The 21,030-nt window shown below is 60.6% G+C and carries 17 protein-coding genes and 1 tRNA gene; 8 read left to right on the top strand and 10 right to left on the bottom strand.

All coding sequences use genetic code 11. The features are described 5' to 3' along the window. Positions 1-55 precede the first annotated feature (55 nt). The 3 genes from CO675_RS08670 (at position 56) to CO675_RS08660 (ending at position 3,057) form a co-directional block, all read left to right on the top strand. Positions 56-391 (top strand): hypothetical protein, encoded by a 336-nt coding sequence (locus CO675_RS08670; protein WP_097671515.1) that lies wholly within the window; start codon positions 56-58, stop codon positions 389-391. A gap of 138 nt (positions 392-529) precedes the next feature. Continuing rightward, complete coding sequence (locus CO675_RS08665) at positions 530-1,177, top strand: QcrA and Rieske domain-containing protein (RefSeq protein WP_097671514.1); 648 nt, start codon at positions 530-532, stop codon at positions 1,175-1,177. Positions 1,178-1,326: 149 nt separating this feature from the next. Beyond that, the gene (locus CO675_RS08660) at positions 1,327-3,057 is read left to right on the top strand and encodes a methanol/ethanol family PQQ-dependent dehydrogenase (RefSeq protein ID WP_097671513.1); all 1,731 of its coding nucleotides are present in this window, start codon (positions 1,327-1,329) and stop codon (positions 3,055-3,057) included. Between the two features lie 327 nt (positions 3,058-3,384). Here the strand turns inward: CO675_RS08660 and CO675_RS08655 are convergent, their stop codons facing one another. Together CO675_RS08655 and CO675_RS08650 are read right to left on the bottom strand one after the other, a co-directional pair. Continuing rightward, positions 3,385-5,712 carry a xanthine dehydrogenase family protein molybdopterin-binding subunit gene (locus tag CO675_RS08655; RefSeq protein ID WP_097671512.1) on the bottom strand — a complete coding sequence of 776 codons (2,328 nt, stop codon included), beginning with the start codon at positions 5,710-5,712 and terminating at the stop codon, positions 3,385-3,387. A gap of 1 nt (position 5,713) precedes the next feature. Beyond that, positions 5,714-6,166 (bottom strand): (2Fe-2S)-binding protein, encoded by a 453-nt coding sequence (locus CO675_RS08650; protein ID WP_074130888.1) that lies wholly within the window; start codon positions 6,164-6,166, stop codon positions 5,714-5,716. A 510-nt stretch (positions 6,167-6,676) separates the two neighbouring features. Between CO675_RS08650 and CO675_RS08645 the strand changes: the two genes are divergently transcribed. After that, positions 6,677-6,751, top strand: a tRNA-Glu gene (locus tag CO675_RS08645). A 530-nt stretch (positions 6,752-7,281) separates the two neighbouring features. On the opposite strand, the gene CO675_RS08640 is transcribed toward CO675_RS08645, so the two are convergent. From CO675_RS08640 to CO675_RS08625, 4 genes are all read right to left on the bottom strand, one after another. Then, positions 7,282-8,706: an amidohydrolase family protein gene (locus tag CO675_RS08640; RefSeq protein ID WP_018269856.1), complete on the bottom strand. Its 1,425-nt coding sequence runs from the start codon at positions 8,704-8,706 to the stop codon at positions 7,282-7,284. A 144-nt stretch (positions 8,707-8,850) separates the two neighbouring features. Next, positions 8,851-10,605 (bottom strand): phospholipase D-like domain-containing protein, encoded by a 1,755-nt coding sequence (locus CO675_RS08635; RefSeq protein WP_018269857.1) that lies wholly within the window; start codon positions 10,603-10,605, stop codon positions 8,851-8,853. Continuing rightward, positions 10,602-11,354: a C-terminal helicase domain-containing protein gene (locus CO675_RS08630; protein WP_097671511.1), complete on the bottom strand. Its 753-nt coding sequence runs from the start codon at positions 11,352-11,354 to the stop codon at positions 10,602-10,604. Before CO675_RS08630 ends, CO675_RS08635 begins: the two co-directional genes overlap by 4 nt. Continuing rightward, positions 11,300-14,137, bottom strand: coding sequence for an AAA domain-containing protein (locus CO675_RS08625; RefSeq protein WP_097671510.1), 2,838 nt, complete (start codon positions 14,135-14,137; stop codon positions 11,300-11,302). The genes CO675_RS08630 and CO675_RS08625 overlap by 55 nt, the downstream gene beginning before the upstream one ends. 188 nt (positions 14,138-14,325) lie before the next feature. On the opposite strand from CO675_RS08625, the gene CO675_RS08620 reads away from it, so the two are divergent. The 3 genes from CO675_RS08620 (at position 14,326) to CO675_RS08610 (ending at position 17,435) form a co-directional block, all read left to right on the top strand. Then, the gene (locus CO675_RS08620; RefSeq protein WP_018269858.1) at positions 14,326-15,951 is read left to right on the top strand and encodes a hypothetical protein; all 1,626 of its coding nucleotides are present in this window, start codon (positions 14,326-14,328) and stop codon (positions 15,949-15,951) included. A 114-nt stretch (positions 15,952-16,065) separates the two neighbouring features. Next, entirely contained in the window at positions 16,066-16,734 is a 669-nt protein-coding gene (locus tag CO675_RS08615; protein WP_018269859.1) for a DUF1889 family protein, read from the top strand. Between the two features lie 5 nt (positions 16,735-16,739). Further along, a complete protein-coding gene (locus tag CO675_RS08610) occupies positions 16,740-17,435 on the top strand; it encodes a hypothetical protein (protein ID WP_018269860.1) in 696 nt (231 codons plus the stop codon). Positions 17,436-17,635: 200 nt separating this feature from the next. Here CO675_RS08610 and CO675_RS08605 read toward each other — a convergent pair whose 3' ends face one another. Genes CO675_RS08605 through CO675_RS08590 form a run of 4 tightly spaced genes read right to left on the bottom strand, consistent with a single transcriptional unit; the run spans position 17,636 to position 19,905 of the window. After that, positions 17,636-18,571 (bottom strand): ImmA/IrrE family metallo-endopeptidase, encoded by a 936-nt coding sequence (locus CO675_RS08605; protein ID WP_018269861.1) that lies wholly within the window; start codon positions 18,569-18,571, stop codon positions 17,636-17,638. Beyond that, the gene (locus CO675_RS08600) at positions 18,568-19,071 is read right to left on the bottom strand and encodes a helix-turn-helix domain-containing protein (protein ID WP_141381990.1); all 504 of its coding nucleotides are present in this window, start codon (positions 19,069-19,071) and stop codon (positions 18,568-18,570) included. Before CO675_RS08600 ends, CO675_RS08605 begins: the two co-directional genes overlap by 4 nt. Beyond that, a complete protein-coding gene (locus CO675_RS08595) occupies positions 19,061-19,696 on the bottom strand; it encodes a GNAT family protein (RefSeq protein WP_018269863.1) in 636 nt (211 codons plus the stop codon). Before CO675_RS08595 ends, CO675_RS08600 begins: the two co-directional genes overlap by 11 nt. After that, on the bottom strand, positions 19,693-19,905 hold the full coding sequence (locus CO675_RS08590) for a ribbon-helix-helix protein, CopG family (RefSeq protein WP_026192281.1): 213 nt from the start codon (positions 19,903-19,905) through the stop codon (positions 19,693-19,695). The genes CO675_RS08595 and CO675_RS08590 overlap by 4 nt, the downstream gene beginning before the upstream one ends. Positions 19,906-20,060: 155 nt before the next feature. On the opposite strand from CO675_RS08590, the gene CO675_RS08585 reads away from it, so the two are divergent. Continuing rightward, positions 20,061-21,026, top strand: a complete 966-nt coding sequence (locus tag CO675_RS08585) for a CBASS oligonucleotide cyclase (RefSeq protein ID WP_026192282.1) — start codon at positions 20,061-20,063, stop codon at positions 21,024-21,026. Positions 21,027-21,030 lie beyond the last annotated feature (4 nt).

Here is a 21,030-nt window from a genome sequence, read left to right as displayed (position 1 = left end):
CGCCATTCGAAGAAACCTGATTCAAATCGACCTGTTGCAAAGATAGAGCCTTGTGATGACCGACACCGCTGTGACCGAACCGACCCCCGACCAGGCCGCGCTGATCGCGCGCGTGCGGCGCATGATGCTGATCGCGGGCCTGACCTCGGCATTGGCCGTGGCCGTCGTGTTGATTGCCATCGGCTACCGCCTTTATCGCAGCGAGGGAAGCCCCGTTTCCGTATCCGACGTCACTGCTGCGCTGCCGAAGGGCGCCCGTATCGTCGCAACCGGCATCGCCGGCGAACGGCTGGTCCTCACGCTTGATATAGGCGGTGCAACAGAGATCCGCACATTTGATGCAAAGACACTGAAACCTGTCGGCAGGCTGAGCTTCGTCAACGAGCCCTGATCGCAGCAATCGCGAAGCCGCGCAGGCAATAAGCCAAATCCGCAACCAAAAGCTGCAGCATGTTTTTTGCGCATGCGTTCGTGCATCGAGAATGTGTGCCGCCATCTTTTCGGCTGAGTTGCACGCTCAGCTTGCGCCATGTCGCGATCCAACCCCAGCGCTTCCAGCGAACAGAGAGTTGAATCCGATGCATCGGGTTCGTACGCGGACCCGACGCGTCGCTCGGTGTTGACCGCGCTTGCGGGCTGCGCCTGTCTCGCCGCGATCGAGCCCGCAACCGCCGACGATGACGAGCAGCCGGGCGCCAGTGAGCGACCGCAAAAAGCCGATTTGCTGGTCCGCGCCGAAGGCGACAAGGCCGGCCAGGTCATCAAGTCGGATGATCTGACCTTGGGCGGACCGCCCATTCGCGCCTGGCCGCAGGATCCGAAAACCTCGGTCGTGCGCAAGGGTTCGCGGCTCAACGAGGTCGTGCTCGTCAAGCTCGATCCGAACGAACTCGACGACGCCACGCGTGCGCGCGCGCCGGACGGAATCGTCTGCTACTCGATCATCTGCTCGCATGCCGGATGTCCGATCACCGCCTGGGTGAAGCAGGATCAGGGCGACAAGAACGTTCTGAAATGCCTCTGTCACAACTCCGAATACGATCCGCGGCAGAATGCGCAGGTCGTGTTCGGGCCGGCGCCACGTCGCCTCGCGGCCTTGCCGCTGACGGTTGCCGATGGCGCGATCACGGTCGCAGCGCCATTCGTCGGGAAGGTGGGTGCTCAGCAGGGAGGATGAGGCCGCACCGGGAGTTCTGCATGACCTAAAGCATGATCCGGAAAAGTGCGAAGCGGTTTTCCGCGCGACAAACGCGGAACGCGTTTGCGCAGAGATCATGCTCAAAGCAAAAACTGAAAAAACAAAACAGAGCAGGGAGGTAGCATCTCATGACAAGCAAGCAGTGGTTACTGTCGAGTTGTGTCGCATTCACGTGCCTCATTTCGACCTACGCCGTCGCAGGGCCGATCGAAAACTACAGTTCCGTCACCTCTGCGCGTCTCGAAAATCCCGAACCCGGCAACTGGATGCTCTATCGCCGGACCTATGACGGACAGGGTTTCAGTCCGCTCACCCAGATCAACACATCCAACGTCAAGGACCTCAAGCCGGCCTGGACCTTCTCGACCGGCGTCATCGAGGGCCATGAGGCGCCGCCGATCGTCAACAACGGCGTGATGTTCGTCGCGACCCCGATGGGGCAGGTGATCGCGCTCAACGCCAAGACCGGCGACGAGTACTGGCGCTACAAGCGGCAGCTTCCCGACGATCTGTTCCAGCTGCATCCGACCAGCCGCGGCGTCGGCCTGTGGGAGGACAAGCTCTATCTCGCCACCACCGACGATCATGTCGTCGCGCTCGATGCCAAGACCGGCAAGGTGGTCTGGGACACCAAGGTCCAGGACTACAAGAAGGGACAGTACCTGACGCTGATGCCGCTGGTGGTCGACGGCAAGGTGATCGTCGGCGGCTCCGGCGGTGAGTTCGGCGTGCGCGGCTATGTCGTCGCCTACGACGCCAACAGCGGCAAGGAGCTGTGGCGCACCTTCACCATCCCCGGCGAAGGCGAGCCCGGTCACGAGACCTGGAGCGGCGACGACTGGAAGTCGGGCGGCGGATCGGCCTGGATGACCGGCACCTACGACAAGGATACCAAGACGGTCTATTGGGGCGTCGGCAACGCCGCGCCATGGCCCGGCTCGATGCATCCCGGCGACAATCTCTACACCAGCTCGGTGATCGCGCTCGATCCCGACAGCGGCAAGATCAAGACCCACTTCCAGTATCACCAGAACGATTCCTGGGACTGGGACGAGGTCGATGCGCCGATGCTGATCGACATGCAGCGCGACGGAAAGTCGTTCAAGAGCCTGGTTCATCCGGGCCGCGATGCGATCTTCTGGGTGCTGGAGCGCAAGCCGGACAAGATCAACTACGTCGCCGGCTGGCCGTTCGTGAAGACCAATGTCTGGAAGGGTGTCGAGGCCGAGACCGGCCGGCCGATCCTCGATCCCGACCACAAGCCGGTGCTCGGCAAGCGGGTCGAGTTCTGCCCGTCGCTGTGGGGCGGCAAGGACTGGCCGTCGGCGGCCTATAGCCCGAACACCAAGCTGGTCTACGTTCCCGCCAACGAGAACTTCTGCGGCGGTTTCACCGGCGAGAAGCAGCCGCTGGTTCCCGGCCAGCTCTGGCTCGGCACCAAGCCGGAGGACATCGGCCTGATACCCGCACCCAATGCCGATCATTTCGGCGAGTTGCAGGCGTGGGATCCGGCCACCGGCAAGAAGGTCTGGCAGCACGACTACAAGACCTCGCAACTGTTCGGTGCGGTGACGGCGACCGCGGGCGATCTCGTTCTCGCCGGCGGCACCAACGACCGCGCCTTCCGCATCTTCAATGCCAAGACCGGCGAACTGTTGTGGGAGCAGAAAACCAACTCCGGCATCATGGCGATGCCGATGTCCTATGAGGTCGATGGCACGCAGTACATCGCGGTCCAGTCGGGCTGGGGCGTCGACGCGCAGCGCATCCAGGACGCGCTCGCCGGCAAGGTCGCGGGCTTCGAGAACAACGTCCCGCAAGGCGGCGTGATCTGGGTGTTCGCGCTCGACAAGAAGTAAGGCGCAACCAAAGCTTCGGTTCTGTTGATTCAGAACCGAAGCTTCAGGAAACGCTTCTCACCGATAGGGGGCGATGCGATCGGGAAGCGGCGAGGGGGCAGCCCGCCGCTTCCCGGTCCGCTTTTGCGCCATCGCATGATGAATGAGAGTTCGCTTTTGGCCGCTAGTTCGATGCACCTCTCCCGCTTGCGGGGGAGGTCGGATCGCATCGAAGATGCGAGCCGGGTGGGGGCTCTCTCCACGAGATGACTCGGGGAGATAGCCCCCACCCTAGCCCTCCCCCGCAAGCGGGAGAGGGGACGCAGGTTCCTTGTGGCTGCTACTGCCTCACGTCTCCAGCTGCTTGCCGATCGGAAGCGCGCGGATGCGCTTGCCGGTGGCGGCAAAGATCGCGTTGCTCAGGGCCGGTGCGAACGGCGGCACGCCGGGCTCGCCGACGCCGCTCGGCGGGGTGTCTGCCCCCGGCGGCACGATGTAGACGTTGGTGACGACAGGCGACTCGTCGATCCGGATCACCGGGAAATCGTCGAAATTGCTCTGCTGCACCTTGCCGTCCTTGAAGCTGATCTCGCCGTATTTGGCCAGGCTCAACCCCATGATCGCAGCGCCCTCGATCTGCGAGGCGATCCGCTCCGGATTGACGTAGGTGCCGCAATCGATCGCGGTGTCGACCCGCGGCACCGTGAGCTTGCCCTTGTCGTCAACGGCCACCTCGACGATGGTCGCGATGTAGCTGACGAAGGAACGATGCACGGCGATGCCGAGACCATGGCCTTTCGGCACGGTGCGGCCCCACTCGCCCTTTTCGGCGACCAGCTCGACCACCTTGCGTAAGCGCGCGGTGTCGATCGGATAGCTGTCGTAGGGCTCGCCGTAGTTCCAGGGATCCTTCACCGAGGACAGGTTGACGATCCGCGGGCTGCCGATCAGCTCCAGCAGCATCTCCTTCTGGTCGCGGTTCGTCGCATGCGCGATCTCCCCGACCATGGATTGCACCGCGAAGGCGCGCGGGATGTTCGACACCGAACGGAACCAGCCGATCCGCGTCATCGCCGCCGCTTCCGGATTCTCGCACTGCAGATTGGCGATCTCGAACGGGTTGTCGATCAGGCCCATGCCGAGCTCGAACGGCGCTTCGTGGTTGGCGCCGGCGGCGAAGGTCGAAGCGATGGTCGGCGCCACGCTGCGGTGCCGCCACGCAATCACCTTGCCGCTCTTGTCGAGACCGGCCTCGATCCGTTCCACGGAGACGGTGTGCAGGAAGTCGTGATGGACGTCGTCCTCACGGGTCCACTGCACCTTGACCGGTGCGCCGAGTTCCTTCGACAGCAATGCCGCCTCGAGCGCGAAGTCGCATTTCGACTTGCGGCCGAAGCCGCCGCCGAGCAGCGTCACGTTGACGGTGACATTGTCCTCGGGGATGCCAAGCGTCTTGGCGACATCCTCGCGGGTGCCGCCGGGGCTCTGCACCGGCGCCCAGATCTCGGCCTTGTCGCCCTTGACGTCGGCGACCGCGACCGGCGGCTCCATGCTGACATGGGCGAGATGCGGCAGATAGTATTCGCCGACAATGACCTTGTCGGCGTTCTTCAGCGCCGCATCGACGTCGCCCTCCTTGCGCACCACCAGGCCCGGCTTTCGCGCGGCCTCCTCAAGTGACGCACGATACGTGACGGAGTCGTACTTGGCGTTGGCGCCGTCATCCCAGACGATCTTCAGCTGGTCGCGGCCCTTGATCGCGGCACCGGTGTTGCGCGCGATCACGGCCACGCCGCCGAGCGGTTGGAATTTCGACGGCCAGGGCCAGCCTTTGACCTCCATCACCTTCTCGACGCCCGGCACCTTCATCGCTGCGCTGTCATCGAACGACTTGACCTTGCCGCCGGTGACCGGTGGGCGGGCGATGACGGCGTATTTCAGGCCGGGCAGGCGGGTATCGGCGCCGTAATGCGCCTTGCCGGTGGTGATGTCGTGCAGGTCGACGATCGAGACCTGGCCCTTGCCGAGATAGCGGAAGTCCTTCGGGTCCTTCAGCTTGAGGCCTTTGATATCAGGCACCGGTTCCTTGGCGGCATCGGCGGCGAGTTCGCCGAAACCGATCTTGCGGCCACTTGAGCTGTGGACCACTTCGTGGTTCTGCGCCTTCACTTCGGTGACCGGCACGCCCCATTTCTTGGCGGCGGCGGCTTCCAGCATCGCGCGCGCCGAGGCGCCGATCTGGCGCATCGGGATCAGATAATGTCGCGTGCTGCGGGAGCCGTCGGTGTCCTGGTTGCCGAACTTGACCTCGTCGCCATGCGCCTGCTGGACATGGACGCGCGACCAGTCGGCCTCCATTTCCTCGGCGACGATCAAAGGCAGGCTGGTGCGGACCCCGGTGCCCATCTCGGAGCGGTGCGCCAGGATCGTGACGATGCCATCGGGGGCGATCGCGACGAACACGCGCGGATCGACCACGACGCCATGCGGCATCTTGCCGGCGCCGGTCTCATAGGCGAACGCCTGCCGTGTCATCACCGGCGCGGCGAGCACGAAGGAGCCGGCGATGCCGAGACCCTTGAGGATGCTGCGGCGCGACAAGTTCTCGACTTTGACGTGCTTCTCGAAGCCGCGAAGCTTGCGAGAATTGGTGGGGATATTGGTGCGAATGTTCATGTCACACCCCCGTCGATGCGAGGTGGACGGCATTCTCGATCCGCTGGTAGCAGCCGCAGCGGCAGATGTTGCCCGACATGGCCTCGCGGATCTGGTCGTGGTTGGGTTTCGGATTCTGGTCCAGCAGCGCCGCGGCCTGCATGATCTGGCCGGCCTGGCAGTAGCCGCACTGCGGAACATTGACCTGGCGCCACGCCTTCTGCACCGGATGGTCGCCGGTCGGGTGCAGCCCCTCGATGGTGGTGACCTCGCGGCCGGCCGCGTCGGAGACCGAGGTGATGCAGGCGCGCACCGCTTCCTTGTCGATGATCACGGTGCAGGCGCCGCAGAGGGCCTGGCCGCAGCCGAACTTGGTGCCGGTGAGGCCGGCTTCGTCACGCAGATACCACAGCAGCGAAAGATCCGGGTCGCCGTCCCAATTCTGTTCCTGGCCGTTGATTTTTAGCTTGATCATGGTCTGTCCTCGCTCTGCTTAAGCTATTGACCGGTGCGGGCAGGGCGGAACGTCTTCCATGGCCTGCGGCCGCGTTGATGTTTGTTTTTGCCAAGATATTCGTGAGCCAAATTGTCGTGCCTGCGGGCTTGCGCTTTGTTCCAAGCACTCCTCTCGCGTCTCGAGCGCCTTGCCCGGCGCAGCATGGTGAAGAGCTGCGATGCTAGCAGAGGCAGGCGGCCGGGTGACTTCACAGGGCGGTGTTTTGCATTTCCGTTTGGCGAAAGCAGGGCCGTGCAGGATGCAGACATGACATCCGGAGGTGGCCATCATGCGTGCGGCGCGGCCGCATCGCGGGTCCATGCGGGTGCGGCGCGCTGAGGCCCAGAAGGGCGCAGGGGACGTTCCGGGGCTGCTTCGGTGCCGAAACCGCCGGCACGCCATGGTAAGCATGGATGACAAAATCCCCGCCGCAATGCACAAGCCATCTTGCGGCAGGCCGATTTCGAGGCTATTGCCTTCCCTCTCAACGCTCCCTTCGTCTAGCGGTTAGGACGCGGCCCTCTCAAGGCTGAAACAGGGGTTCGATTCCCCTAGGGAGCGCCAGATATTTCAATCACTTAGACCAGATTTGAAAAAGTCGTTGAATATCCGTCGAATAAGCGATGGCGGACATTGGCGAACGCTGCCAGGCAAACAGTAGACGCAATCTCATTCTAGTTTTCATCGCACGCCCAGCGTTGCTTCCGACGTACGACCGGAGACGATCGACAAGCAAAAGCCTGACCTGCGCTTCAAGGCGCGCCCCGATCTACCAGCCAAAGCGACACGCATCCTCGGGATGTGGGCAAGGCGCCCGCTCCACGTTTTCCTAGTGTGCGCGGCGTACCTGCAGCACGCAGAGATTGCAGCGGGACAAGCACACCAAATCCAAAACCATCCAATAGAGCGGCCTCTTTTTCCTGCATCGCTCGGCTGCGCAACACGTAGCCGTTGGGACCGACGGAGGAGACGAGGGCACACTTGCGACGGAAACGCAGTGGACGCTTGCGCAGCGCGTTAGCTGCCTATCGGTGCGATCGCGACGCACGCGAGTGGTGCAGCATGGAAAAGGACTAGTGTCTCCGTTCGGCCAGTTAATTGCATTCCGCGATGGGACCAAGGGAGGTGTTTTGTCCCGTGAGTGCGTTGCCGAGTTGCGTGGTAGCAGCGGCAAATGCGCCACTAACTGTCAAGGCTTGGCTGTTGAGACTTCGCTTTTCACCGCAGACTGAAACATCTTCGGTGGTGGACACGCCGGCCTGCGCCATATGATCCGGCGTTCCGTATACGGGCACGCCGTTCACGATCGTCAAGCTCACATCCGATGGGGATGCCGTCACGAGGTTGGAGTAAGCATCGGGTGAATGACCACTCATCATAAAGATATCGGCATGTCTGCCGGCTTCGATCGTACCAATCAACTGATCAACATGCGCCATGCGAGCCGGGATAGAGGTTGCCATTTCAAAGAGCTGCTTTGCTGAAAATAGCCCATTAAGCTTTGTAGTCGAGTAATCACTGGCGAACTTAAGCTCGGCCAGCATGTTGCTACTTCCGGTCGGGGACCAGTCCGGCGCTATCGCAATTGTCACGCCCTGTTGAGCCGCAGTCTCGACATCGGTTGTTTCGCCGTAAAGAACCAAATTGCTACGTGGCGACCAGACAAGCGATGCGCCGGCTTTGCTCATGTCTGCAAAATCGGATGCAACGAGGCCAACGCCGTGGATGATCACGGTGCTGGCTGTGAGCAATTTGTCATCCTTGAGGAGGCCAAATTCACTCTGTGCTTCCGCATCGGTGCGCTTGCCTTCCGCAAGATGGATGAAGAACGCCTTAATGGAGCCGTCCCTTAGACCGCTCTGATATTTTAGAAGATCGGCAGGCTTCATGTCACCCGGCCAATCCTGAGCGATAAGCGAATAGTTCGGTGGCGTGACACCGAGCGGGTTCGCCACCGGCTCGTGCCCGATGTTCGTTCCGTAAAATCCGCTGTACCAGTCGAGATTGCGCGCAAGGCCCTTGATGCAATCGTACATTGGCTTGCCGAAAGCCGGCGGAGATATACCAAGAAGCGTTGTCGTGCCGCCAATGAGTTGCTTGATCTCAGCGAACTCGTCCATGTCGCAAAACTCGGCGGCAACAATGTTTCTTTCGGGTACCTGAACCTCATTCTGATAAACTGGATCCCTGCGCCACTCATACCGATTGTTGTAGAGATGCGGCGGCGTCCAGCGCGGCAGCGTGTCGTAGATCGGGTGATTGTGCAGATCCACAAGGCCTGGATAAATGTAGTCACTCGACCGAACGATCTGGCCCTGCACGTTGGGTTGGGTCGCTGTCACCGAGACGATTTTGTCGTTTTTGATAAAGACCCAGCCATCTTGCACGACGCCTGACGGCGTCACGACATTTCCATTGAGCAAAAAATTTTGCGCGGCAGCTGATTGGCTGAACGCCGTGATTATGACTGCGAAGCTAAGAGCGCGAAATTCTGCACTCAGGGTCTGTTGCGTTTGCATATTTGCCCCCGACGGTTTGAAACCCACTCGGCCATTGGTACAATCGTCAGTTGCAGAAGGCGAGACCCAAAGCCGAAAAAAGTCGGCCTTTTGAGCGCTTTTATTCGAAGAGAGTTCAGGTGCGCGGCGTTCCCAAGTCGTCTCTTACAGCTGGGGCCATTCGAGCGAGAGCTTGTGTGCAAGCGAACGAGCTAACCCCGTTCGATGAATGTGGACGCCGATTTCGCCTAGCGGGAAATGGGGCGGAGACGTCCATGAGCACCAGTTGATGCTTGTGATGACGACATCGTCATCTCCCCAGAGCAGAAATTTCGCATGAAATCCTTCGGAGATCCGCAGCAATCGAACTCCGCGTTCTCTTACGTCGGCTGTGAGTCCCGCCGCGCCGATCCCGCTCACCTGACCTGTTGTGCTGCCATAAATAACGACCGGCTCGGTTCGGGCTGTCGCTGCGGCAACCTCGGCGGGGATGATCGCCCCAGGGAAAGCAGAGTTCCCGAACTTGTCGCTGGCCACCAGGAAACGACTTGGCTGACTTCCGCTGGCCTCCCTGAGAACCGCGTCGTGCGATGAGCCGAACACGAATCTCGCGAGGTGGGGACCGCCAATCGGCGGTCGCCGCGCAAGAGTGGATGCCCGTGTGTGCAGCTCCACCGCAGTCTCGGCACGCATACCCGGACGAGAGACGAGCGACGCAAGGCTTTCCAGCGTCTGCGCAACCAAAGCCGGTTCACGAAGAACCACGGACATCTCGAACCTGTTGAAATTCGTGTAGAGCCAGTTGCACGATCCGACGACGGCGAGAAAGTTTTCCTGGCCGTCGTCGGCGACGAGCAGTTTGGCGTGCGAACCGGTAGACCTCAGATGGATGCGAACGCGGTCGCGCAACAATTCGTCGGCCGCGATTTGTTGCGCCAACGCTGTCGCATGTTTCATGGTCTTCTCGCCCGGATCATCGGGGGTCCCGGATCCCCAAAAGATGTCGATCTTCGCCCCTTTGCGCACGGCATCCTTGAATTCGCGAGACCACGCGTTGAACCCATCGGCGCGAAGAAAGGTCGAGTGAATAAATATGCGACGCGTTGCCTGGCCTATGATTTTCCTAAAGATCGCGCGGTGCTCCTCACCGCCGAAAACCACATCGTCGTCCTCGATCCTGAGCGGTGTAGGCGGAAGGAGCCCGTGCCCTTCGTCCTCATCATGGATCATGGAGTCGACGAGGATCGGCCGAGCCTTCTCGGAGTACTTCGAAACACGCGCGATCTCCGCCACGAGCGCCTGCGGCGCTGTGTCGGGAAGTCCTCGCATGTCATCGCCGTCCACGATGACCATCATGAATTCGTCCTGCCGTTCGAAGAACGTGTCCCCGTCAAAAAACAGCAAATTCTCGTCTTCGCGAAGAACCTTCTGAATGCGGGAAAAATTTTCACGTGGCGTTGTTTTCGGAAGCGTTCCCCGCACGCGAATATCGCGTACGTCGACGCCGTTCTCGCGTAACTTCTGGATCATGATGTCCGACTTGGTCTGGACGTCGCGGCGCCTGTAGACCGTTCCTGAGATGGTGTCGTAGACGAACGCCACGTTCCGCGTTGCCCGCTGCTTGGCCGTCGGAATCTCCGAGCCGCTCGCAACGACCGCTCTTCCGTAATCGGTGGTTCGGAATGCGGGAAGACCGTCGATGATCGTGGATTCGACCAGGCGGAAACGCATCATGCGCAGGATCATGACCAGGACCACGCGTCGCGGCAGGCCGAGATCGTCCGCGAGCTTGCTCGCGGATTGATCTTCACGCGACAGGGCCCACAGCACGAGTTCGTCGAGGGCGCTCCATCCACGGCCCTTTTCGATCACCGCGCGGGCCGAGGCCCGCCTGATCGGCACTGCGACAAGCACACTCATCGCCCCGCGCCCTTTATTTGGGTCGGCTTGACGATCTTGGCGGCCGGTTCTCCGCGCGCGCTTGGCGCCTTGGTGAGTTGATCCAATGTCTTGAGGAAACGTACCACGAAGGATAGCTCGTCTTTCGGATCGGCGGTTGCATGCCGCGTGGCCTCCTTGAGAAACTCGAGGGAGCCGACGATGACGAGCTGCTGCCGCGCCCGGCTGAGGAGCACGTTCATCCGCCGGGGATCCCGCAAGAACCCGAGAGCCGGAACCCCGGTTCGAGGATTGTTCCTGACAAGCGAAACAATGACGAGATCGGCTTCGCTCCCCTGAGAGGAGTCGACCGTTCCCCAAAACCTGTCGTCGCTGTTGAAGCTATCAAATCCGGAGAGGCCGTCACCTTTTGCCTTTACGACGTCGATCTCGTGCGTGAGGTGACGCACCTGGGCGCGATAGGGGGTCAGGACGGCGAGCGAGGGTTTCATTCCGTCTTGCTCGCTCGAGAGCCGTAGATTCCGTAGCATGGCTCCGATCACTCTCGCTTCCGCGCGGTTGTTCCAGCGTGGCCGATCAGACTCGACAGGTTGAGCCTTGCCGGTTCGACTGACATACGGCATGTCGACGATAACGATCGGCGAAGAGGGGAAGTCGGAGCCAAACGAAAATGGAAGTGGCTTGGCGGCGTCGGCGATCCGCTCGTCACTTGTGGTCAGGCGATCGTTGTAGAAACAGGCCGATACCAGCCGGGCAATGTTCGGGTCCATTCGGTGCTGAACGAGCAACTCGCTCGACGCGCGCCCCCCACGATCGCCCGGCGAGATTCGTCCTCCACCACGAGAGCTCGGAACGGTTCAAAGACCCGGATGGCCATGGTGCGGACACGGTTGAGCTGACTGTCGTCTGCGGCCACTGCAGTCAGCTCCTCCAGGCCCGTATCATAGAACGCCGATCCGATGATCCGATCTGCGCCTTTGAGAAGCGATCGAACGACCGAGCCATCGGCCAGGATGGCATTTATCCGCTCGCTATCGAAGGGCGGCAGCTGCTTGTGATCCCCAATGAAGAGCCGGCGCCCCGACAGCGACAGCGGTGCAAGCAAGTCCGGACCTGCAGCTTTCGCGGCTTCCTCTATGATCGCCCAGTCGAACTGCGAGCCCTCGTCGACCAGTCTTTCCACATCCGAGGATGTGGACGTCGAAAAGACCAGGTTCGCGGAGTCGAGCACAAGGGCCGTGTGGGCACGCATCCCTTCATTCTCGCGCTGCTCCGTATTGACAGCGTCGGGCCTTGCAGCCTGCTTGAAAGCATCCAACAGCTCCCGCAAACCGGACTGAAGGCCGGCCGGTGAGTTTGCTGCCAATGTCGATGGCGATGCCTTTTCGAGATATTCGATCGCCCGGAGCCTGATATCGGCGTCCGTCGAGATACTTCCTTCTGCTCCTGGTGATCTTACGACGATAGCGTCTGTGCCGTATTTATTGAGTACTCGATCGGTAGCCCGAAGGACGTGATCGAGAGCCTGATGGCTCTGGGAGCTGATGAGGATGCTTGCGGCTGGCTCATTGGCAAGTTTCCGCCGAATAATCTCGCTCACGAGCTTGGTCTTGCCGACCCCTGGAGGGCCCACAACCAGATGAGTTGGAGACGTGGACCACAGTGCCTCGAGCGCTTCACGCTTGGCGGGGTCAAGCTCTGTAAAGTGACCGTCCTTTTCGAGAAGGTCGCTGGATGGCTTTAGATTCCGACGCGGATCGACAAACATGGTCACGAGATCGCGCTGTTCGCCGATTACGCGGGAAGTCCGCAGCCTTCTTTTGATCAAGCTCTCCGTGCCATGATCTCCCTTCTTGCGAAGGAACAGCGAGTCCTCGCGCCTCGGTAAGTCGAACGCCGAAAATTCGTAGATGCGTTCTCCGGCGTCGCCCCTTGTCGCCGTTTCAAAGCGGGCCGGTACGTCACCCGATCCGGTTCCCCCGAGCCCGCCAGAGGTGCTGATCCGCCAGTCGACGTCGACGCCCTGATCGTCCTTGTCGAACAGCTTTTCCATGACATCGGCGGTCGCGCGATCTCCGATGCTTGCCGCAATTTCGTCGCGCTCCGTGCTGCGGGGCATTAGCTGAACGATGATCTTCCCCGATTCTCGGCGTGTGCCGACAATCTCGATTGGAAGAATTTCGAGCGCCCTCAATATCGCCTCGACTGATTGCACGAGAAGGAACGCTTGACGCAGAGTTCGCGTCTCGGGATCTTCTTCAGTAGTCGCCTCCTTCACGAGCGGGAGTGTCCACTCCAGAATGTCGTCACTCGCCTTGGAAAGGGTTCTGACGACGACCTCCTTGTTCGGAAGAACTTCGATGCTGTGCCTCACCGGAAAGACGTCGCACTCTCGAAGCGCAAAATCTTCGTCGCGAGCCTTGATTGCCGTCACCACGCCGACCTGCCAGGTCTCGGTCCCGAGTTCCGTAAAGCGCTGTACCCGATAAGAAGTCGTGTCCGTCAGGACGAAAAGGTGATCCGGGTCGTCCTCACCGGAGGCGGCCGCTATCCGCGCGCCGGTCGCGAGATCGCTTTCCACGAACAATCGCTGCGAAGGGACGTCGGCCGAATCGATCGTCTGCTCGCTGAGATCGTAGATCGTCTCCGACATCTTCTGATTGGGCCGAAACAAAAGAAGAAACTTTCCCGATCGAGAGTTGCCGTGTCCGGATAGTTCCCGGCCTAACGCCGCGACGGCTTTGACGACGGCGGACGCCTCGACCACTTCATCGCGATCCGGGTCGATCATCATACGAAGAAAATCGATCTCACCTTCGATCAGTTCGATGGCCGTGCCGGCCGTAAAAGGATCCTCCTCTCGCACCTTGGCGGGATCGACTCCGACCAGGCTCGCGAAAAGACATCCTAAGGCCTTCCAGTCATGTGCATAGGAGTATGTCAGGCTTTCAAGCCGGCCTCTTGCCGCCTGAAGGGTCTGTGGCGCGGCGGCCCGCTCGCCGAGAACGAGACTCCATTCGAAGCCTCCGAGCCGGAAGTCAGGATCGGAAGTTCCCTCGGTGAAAACGGCGTATTCATCGATCCTGCCGTGCAGAAGGCCTCGTGAATGCAGGATGCTGAGCGCTCGCGACAGCCGCGCCAAATTTCGCCAGAGAACGATTCGATTTGCGGGAATATCGAGCGCTCTCATCCAGGAGCGGCGTGGCGCCGTGCGGAGCTTACCCGCCAACGGCATCGGCCCCGGCTCGTGTACGATGCAAAAGGTGTCCGACGTCTCGATCATAGCCACGACGCCGGCGAAGAGGTCCTCCGCACCGGGGTAGCTCATGATCCGATCGACTTGCAGCCGCTCGTGACGCCAGATTTCCCGCAACTCATTGTCAGCTTCTGTCCCGGTCTTGGGCCAGTACTTCAGCAGGCGATCTTGGCGGCTCTCCCGCTCGGTCCCCTCGATGAGGGCGGGGCGGAGACTCTTGCTCTGGGGTCCTTTTAGGTAATCGTCAGGAAGATCGAACAGGTCCTCCAACGAAGGCAGATGCGATTTTCGGGCCATGGGCAATCCTAGACGCGGCCGCGATTCGGTGACAGCGCGAAAGGCATTGCTTCAACGGACTAGGGACTTCCCCGCCCAGGACCAATGGAAGCGGGGAAGAAACGAAGTTTGGGTTGACTCTTCAGAGACGCTGGAGCGCCATTCGAATGGCGAATCATCGAATCTTCCGGATAGATGGATTTAAGCGTATGCGGTTTCGTAACCTTGAAAAATACCAGCGGGGCAAGTCCGGCAACACGATGGAATTAGGCATCCCCTTGCCGCAAACGCCCGATGGGCGGGTTTACCGATACTCGCCGAACGAGAACGCGCACCCGCGACATTTTGTACTCGGCAGCCGCGTTCCGGAATTCGCCCTGCCGGAAGCCATGACCCCGCGCATGTCGCACCGACCGGGCATTCCAGAAACGGTTTGTCCCTATAGCGGAGTTGTCGCGGCCGATAACGACTTCACCCATCCTGACGATCTCGCCGCGGCGAAGAAAATCGTCGAACATGCCGCGCATGCAGACATGCAGGAGGCGATCCACGGGATGTTTGAAGATCTCGGGCGAAAGCTTTCGGGAAGCAAGTTTATCAAGGTCAAGACGGGCGGCCGGTCTGCACCCAAACCGGTGCCGCGCTTCCTCCGCAGTGACCTGCTGCGTGAACTGGTCTGCGACGAATGCGGCCGTGACTATGGCGTCTTCGCCATCTCGTTGTTCTGTCCCGACTGCGGCGCCCCGAACATTCATCTCCATTTCGCTCGCGAAGTGGCGCTGGTCCGGGATCAGGTCAAGCTCGCGGACGGTCTCGGGGAGGACCAGAGCGAGCTCGCCTATCGGCTCATGGGAAACGCGCACGAGGACGTGCTGACCGCCTTCGAGGCGACGCTCAAAACGGTGTATCTCTACAAGGTCGCAATGCGCCCACCAGAGTCGCCAGAAGTAAAGGCTGTCGGTAACGCATTTCAGAACATTGGGCGTGGCCGGCAACGCTTTGCGGAATTCGGCTTCGATCCCTATGCCACGCTATCAGCGGAAGCGCTTGCGGTTTTGACACTGAACATCCAGAAGCGTCACGTCATCGGTCATAATCTCGGCGTCGCGGACGCCGCTTTCGCCGAGCATGCGGCCGATGCCCGTCTCGGCGAGACCGTGCCGCTGGTCGGCGACGACATCCTGCAATTCGCGGAGATCGGGCAGATGGTCGTGAACGGCATTGACGCGTGGTTGGCAAACGGTTCGCCACCGCCAGTCGGAAATGCGACGACCAACCCGATCGTAGCACCTCGGGCGAGGGAGCCCGCCGCTGTGAAGATCGGAGAATTGGGGCCGCTCGCTATCAAGATTGGGCTATGGATCGCCAGAGAATCGACTCACGGTTACAGTGATTTCATACCTGAGGAAGAGCTCCTCGCTGCCTTCCCGGAGGCCTCGGTTGACGAAGTGGCTTTTGCCGTCGCTGAGCTGTCGACGGACGATTTTATCAACACGACCTCATTCATAGCCAAGCGACTTCCGCGCATGACGAGCAATCCCAGCCTCTACATCACGTTCGACCCGTATGCCCTGAAGACAGATCCCGCTGTCGACGTCGTTACGCTCGTGGACATGGTCTTGGCGAAGAAGGAAACAGCCCAGGTCGAGGAATTGCATAAGGAAACAGGCTGGCCGCTTCGGCGCTTTAACCCGGCTTTCGCCTATCTTATTTCACAAATCGATGAGCGTCGCGTCCTAAAAGGCGGCACGAATGAATATCCGGCGCGTGGCTTCTATCTCGTGGACCAGGATCGGGTGGAGTTGCATCGTTTCGGTTCTCGTCTGCGTCGATAACCGATCGTCCATCACTCCGGCGTCGAGGGAAGACAGAAAGCCGTCCTTCCGGCGCTTTGCCCGCACGCGGGCATAGCTATATTAATCGAGCCCCATCGACTAGTGAGCGCGCCTATGAGCGAACCTAACGCTATCGAAGTATTTCAGGATCTCATACTCCGTGCGCCGGCCGGAGATATCTCTGTTATCCGGTCTGCCTTGGTCGGACATGTCTCCGGGCCCTGGCAGCATGCGCCTGAGGCCGAGAAATCGTTGAAAAGAAACACCTCACTCGATGGCGATGTGATCGCTTTCCAGCGCGCGTCGGATGCGGTGCTGCCGGCGGCAGGCTTGACCTTGTGGTCCCGCCCGGACGGCTATGAGGTCTCAAACATCGTTCCGCGCGAGACGGGTAAACTTGGCTACGGGACGTACAATGCGCTTCTGCGGGAGTTTGCCGATTTAATCGCTCGGCCCGCCGCCATCGGTGGTGGATTTTTAGTCGAGGTTACATCTGACAGCCAATCCCTCCAGGACGTGTCCTCTCCCGATGTCGCCGCCGCCCTGAGGCGCTTCTCTGGTGCCGCGAACAAATCGACAGGGGCGACACATCCGGCAGATCGCAAGCGATGGATGCACTTTCTTATCCTCGCACATCAAAGCGGAGGCGCGCTTAGTGCCGATTTTCTTACCCGCTGGCTGGTCGAGGCCGAGGGCTGGGACGACGAGTCGGCGCACGATCTGGCTATCCAATATGAGTTTGCGCAGGATCTGCTGCAGGCCTATGACGACGAGCGGACCTAAACCTCATGACGCCGCAAGAAGTTGCGCGCATTGCGGGGCTGGGTTTGCCGGTGCTTTGTACTGACACGTGCTCCGTTCTCGATATCATGCGCGATCCAACACGAGATACAGCCCGCGCGCATGAGCGAGTTGCCGCGCAGGCGCTGCTGGCGGCGATGACGACGGGGCCTCAGCTCGTCGGCCTCGTCGCAGACCAGGTGCGGCGAGAGTTTGCTGAAAATGTACCAAAGGTCGAACAAGAAGCGATCCAAGCGCTGACGAAGCTACGTGAGCGCATCATCCGCGCGAACGAAATCGACAAGGTTTTCGGCGGAACGGGCGTCGTCGATCTCTCCCATTTGGATGATCATGTCCAGCGCGCGCATGCCGTTGCTGATCATTGGATGGCAGCTTCGGAGACGGTAAGGCCATCACCCGCCATCGCGGATCGGGCCTTTGCTAGGCTGATGGCGCCGCATACCCCGGGGAGGCGCGGGCAGTCGATGAAGGACTGCGTCGTGATCGAAACTTATTTGGAAGTCATCGCCGTGCTTCGCGCAGCCGGGCTTACCTCACCGATCGTGTTCGCGTCTTCCAATACCGCGGATTACGCTAACGAGCAGCGAGGCATATTGAACGCCGATCTACAGGCCGAATTTAGCCCGATCAACGTACAATATGCGCCAAATCTTTCAGCCGCAAAACATTTGCTTGGGGTGTAATCGAACGAGAGAGCATCCGTTCTGCCCGGTGACTGTGGGGCGGCGGTCAGACCGCGCGCCCAAGTTTGATTACGAGCCTGGATCCTCTAATCATGCCATGTTATTGGGCCGGACCCGATGGGGATGTTCATCTCTGGCTGCTGATAATGTCAGGTCAGCAGTGTCTAATATTCGAGACAGCGGATGACTATCGGGCCGGTTCAAAATGTTTGCATCGGCACGGCCGAGCTGTGCGAGCGCAACCAATAGCCAAGCGTCAAAGCCTCGTGACGATTGAAGAACGTCTCGAAGTCGAAGACATGCCGATCGCCATTTAGGTCCGCGAGCAGCACCTCGCTGCGGCCAAGACTACCGCCGCGCTGCGAACCACAATAGCCAACGATCGTCGCGAACAGATCGGTCTCGCGCACAATACCGAACCGCTCACGGAATGGAGGAGATTCCACGCAATACCGGCACGGGTTGGCAGGATCGAAATCAGCCTTGCGCCGCGTGCGATGCGGATGGCCGGTGACCAGCGCTACGATTGGCCGGCCGCCATGGCCTTGTTCGACAAAGCGCCAGAGCGTGGATGTCATGGTGTTGCCGAACCCTCTGCTCAGGCTCTTGACGAAGGCAAGGCTCGGAACCGAAGAGGTGGCCTCTTCCACAAAACGGCCAGCGAGAAAAAGCAGCTGGCCGGCGGCGTAGTTTGCCTCGGCCTCCATGATCTGGTGACACGCGGGTGTGAGCGTCTGCTCTGTGTCACCCAACATCATGCCAATGTGCCAGGGGATGATGTCGTGGCCGATCTCGTGGGCCTCGTTCCAGCGGTGCTTAAGGATGGGCAGATCCTGGTCGAGCAGGATCCGCTTCTGGTCGGGCAAATAGAGGGCCTTCAGACTAAGACTTTGGACCGCATCGCGCAGGATCGTCGGGCGCAAGAGAACTTGAAGGCCCGCGACCTTCAGGCGCGAGAAAGTCTCCCGCAAAAGGCTGTCGTCCGTGGTCGAGTAGTAGCCGCGGTCGAGCTTCAACAGGTCCCGAACCAAGCGCAGGTCGACCGGCGGCTCGGGATTGCCAAGGCCCCGCAAGACCTTGTCAACCTGTCCGTCAATGTCGGCGATCGTCCGATCTTTGAGGCTGACGTTTTTCACTTCACTCGCTTGGGATCCTGCTCGCTCAAGACAGCTACGAACGCTTCAAGAGCGGAATTTTCTTCCGGAGTGAGCTTCTGCACAGCCTCGGAGCGTGCGGCAAATCGTACGGCTTCCTGCCGCAAGCCGGTGTCATTTGCCGCGGCTAGGCCTGCGAGCTGCATCAAGCGCCGCTGCGACACCTCAAAGGTCTGCGCCAGTTTGAAGACCGTTCGTGGCTCTGGAACATAATGGACGTCGTCCTCGATCACGAGGAGTTCGCTGGCGTCGAGGTCGGCAACCTCAGCCAGCCTCTCCATCGAAAAGCCGCGGCGACGGCGCATCAGGTTCACGAATTTGCCAAACGCGATCCGCGTTTCCTCGACGACGGTAGTCTGCCCGGTCGCAGTAGGCCGCTCCTCCGACACCGGATCGAACGCAAGCAAGCCGGCGCCGATGACGGCGTCGCCTTCACGACGTGCCCGAGCCATCCACCACTCTTTGCTTCGTTCAAGTTTCATCGTTCTCCTCCTTTTCGAAGAACGCGCGAGCCTGCTCGCTGGTCATCTCAAAGTATCTTAAATTCTGGTACGCCGCGTCCTGACCCAGATCGGTCATCCCGATCTTGCGGTAGAAGTTATCGGCCTGAGGCAGCGAATGCAGCCCCAGACGTCCCTTGAATCCCTCGTCTTCGCTGAGCGCGACGGCAGCCGTGATGAGAGCCGTACCGACGCCGCGCAGGCGCGGAGCGTTCCCGAGGTCTGGCCGGTTCCAGGGAGCGACCTCAAGGTAGTCCAGATAGACGAGCGGCTTGCCGCGCTGGTTGGCTTCCCGGCCCATTTTCGTGAGGTCGATTTGTGCGAGTCCTTGCGTCTCACCGAGGGCGACGACGCTGAAGCCGCGGAAGGCCAGCAGCCCTTGGACACGGGCTGTCTTCTTGTTCCAATCCCAGTGCCAGCTTTGCGGCCACTGGTCCATCGGCACGCCCTTGCGCGCGAGCTCCTGAAGTATGCTCAGCAGGGCAGGCCGCCACTTCGTCTGCCAGTCGTTGAGTTGCACCTGCTCGATCGCATCGCGCAGCTCGGCTTCGACGCTTCCACCGCTCGCGACGTCGAGAAGATAGATTTTCGAGACGTCGACCGTCATAGAAGCATCAACTCCGCCTTTTCCTTCGTCGCGTCGTTCTCGAACAAGAGCTTTTCGCCCTTTTCGACCCGAGCATCGATCGTCTGATAGAGGCGCAAGGCCTGCCGGAGCACGGCAGTCTTGGTGATCTCCTTCCGGGCCGACAATTCGTCCAGAACCCGCATCTCGGCGTCGGTGAGGTTCAGCGTCATGGTTCGCTTCGCCGTCATCTCATCCTCCGTCGTTGTCCGCAGCATATAGAGAATCAACGGATTTTGTCAACGTGAAATAGCTGTTTTACATAGCTTGAATAGCCAAAATTTAGCTATTATATCCTGATCTCAACGCCGCCGCCCCCGGGCTGCCGGCCAAAATGGAGCAGGATATGGGACGGCAACACGTCGGCCATGACGAGATCGCCGCCTTTGCGCAGGACAAGGTGAACCTGCCCAAAGAGACGGCGGATGAGTACCGGGCTCAGGCCCGGCGGCTTCGCGAGAAGCTCGAGGGTTATCTGTCCGAGCATCCGGACTTCACCCTGAAGAAGATGCTGCTCTCGGGCAGCCTGGCGAAGGGCACGGCGCTTCGCTCCCTCAACGACATCGATGTCGCCTGCTACATCAGCGGCGCCGATGCGCCGAAGGATGTGCGGGCGCTGCTCGACTATCTCGCCGAGCGGCTGCGCAAGGCTTTCCCCAACTTCAACCCCGACCAAGTCAAGCCGCAGACCTATTCCGTCACCGTCTCTTTCCGGGGGACGGGCCTCGATGTCGATGTCGTGCCGATCCTCTATGACGGCGATCCCAAGTGGTACGGCAACCTCGTCAGCCAGGACGACGGCTCGTTCCTGAAGACGAGCATTCCGCTGCATCTGGACTTCGCCGCCAAGCGCAAGCGCGCGCAGGAGAAGCATTTCGCCCAGGTCGTCCGGCTGGTGAAGTTCTGGGCGAGGCGCGCGAAGCAGGAGCGGGACGGCTTCCGCTTCAAATCCTTCATGATCGAGATGATTCTGGCAAAGCTCTGCGATGATGGCCTCGATTTCGCCGACTATCCGGATGCGCTCCAGCACTTCTTCACCTACGTCGCCCGTACCGACATGCGGTCGAAAATCGTCTTCGGCGACTACTATCCGGCGTCCTCGGTCGGCACCTTCACCGACACGGTGCAGATCATCGATCCCGTGAACGCCACCAACAACGTCGCCCGGCTCTACACGACGGCGAATGCGGATGCGATCGTCGATGCCGCGCTCGACGCCGGCGACGCTATCGATGCGGCGCTTGCGGCTCCCAATAGACAACTGACCGTCGCCTATTGGCAGAAGGTCTTCGGCTCCTCCTTCCAGGCGTGAGGTC

Source organism: Bradyrhizobium sp. C9 (assembly GCF_002532045.1).
In the GTDB taxonomy this organism is placed as follows: domain Bacteria; phylum Pseudomonadota; class Alphaproteobacteria; order Rhizobiales; family Xanthobacteraceae; genus Bradyrhizobium.
Note: the sequence above shows the minus strand (reverse complement) of the source record. Positions and strands in the feature narration are given on the sequence as shown.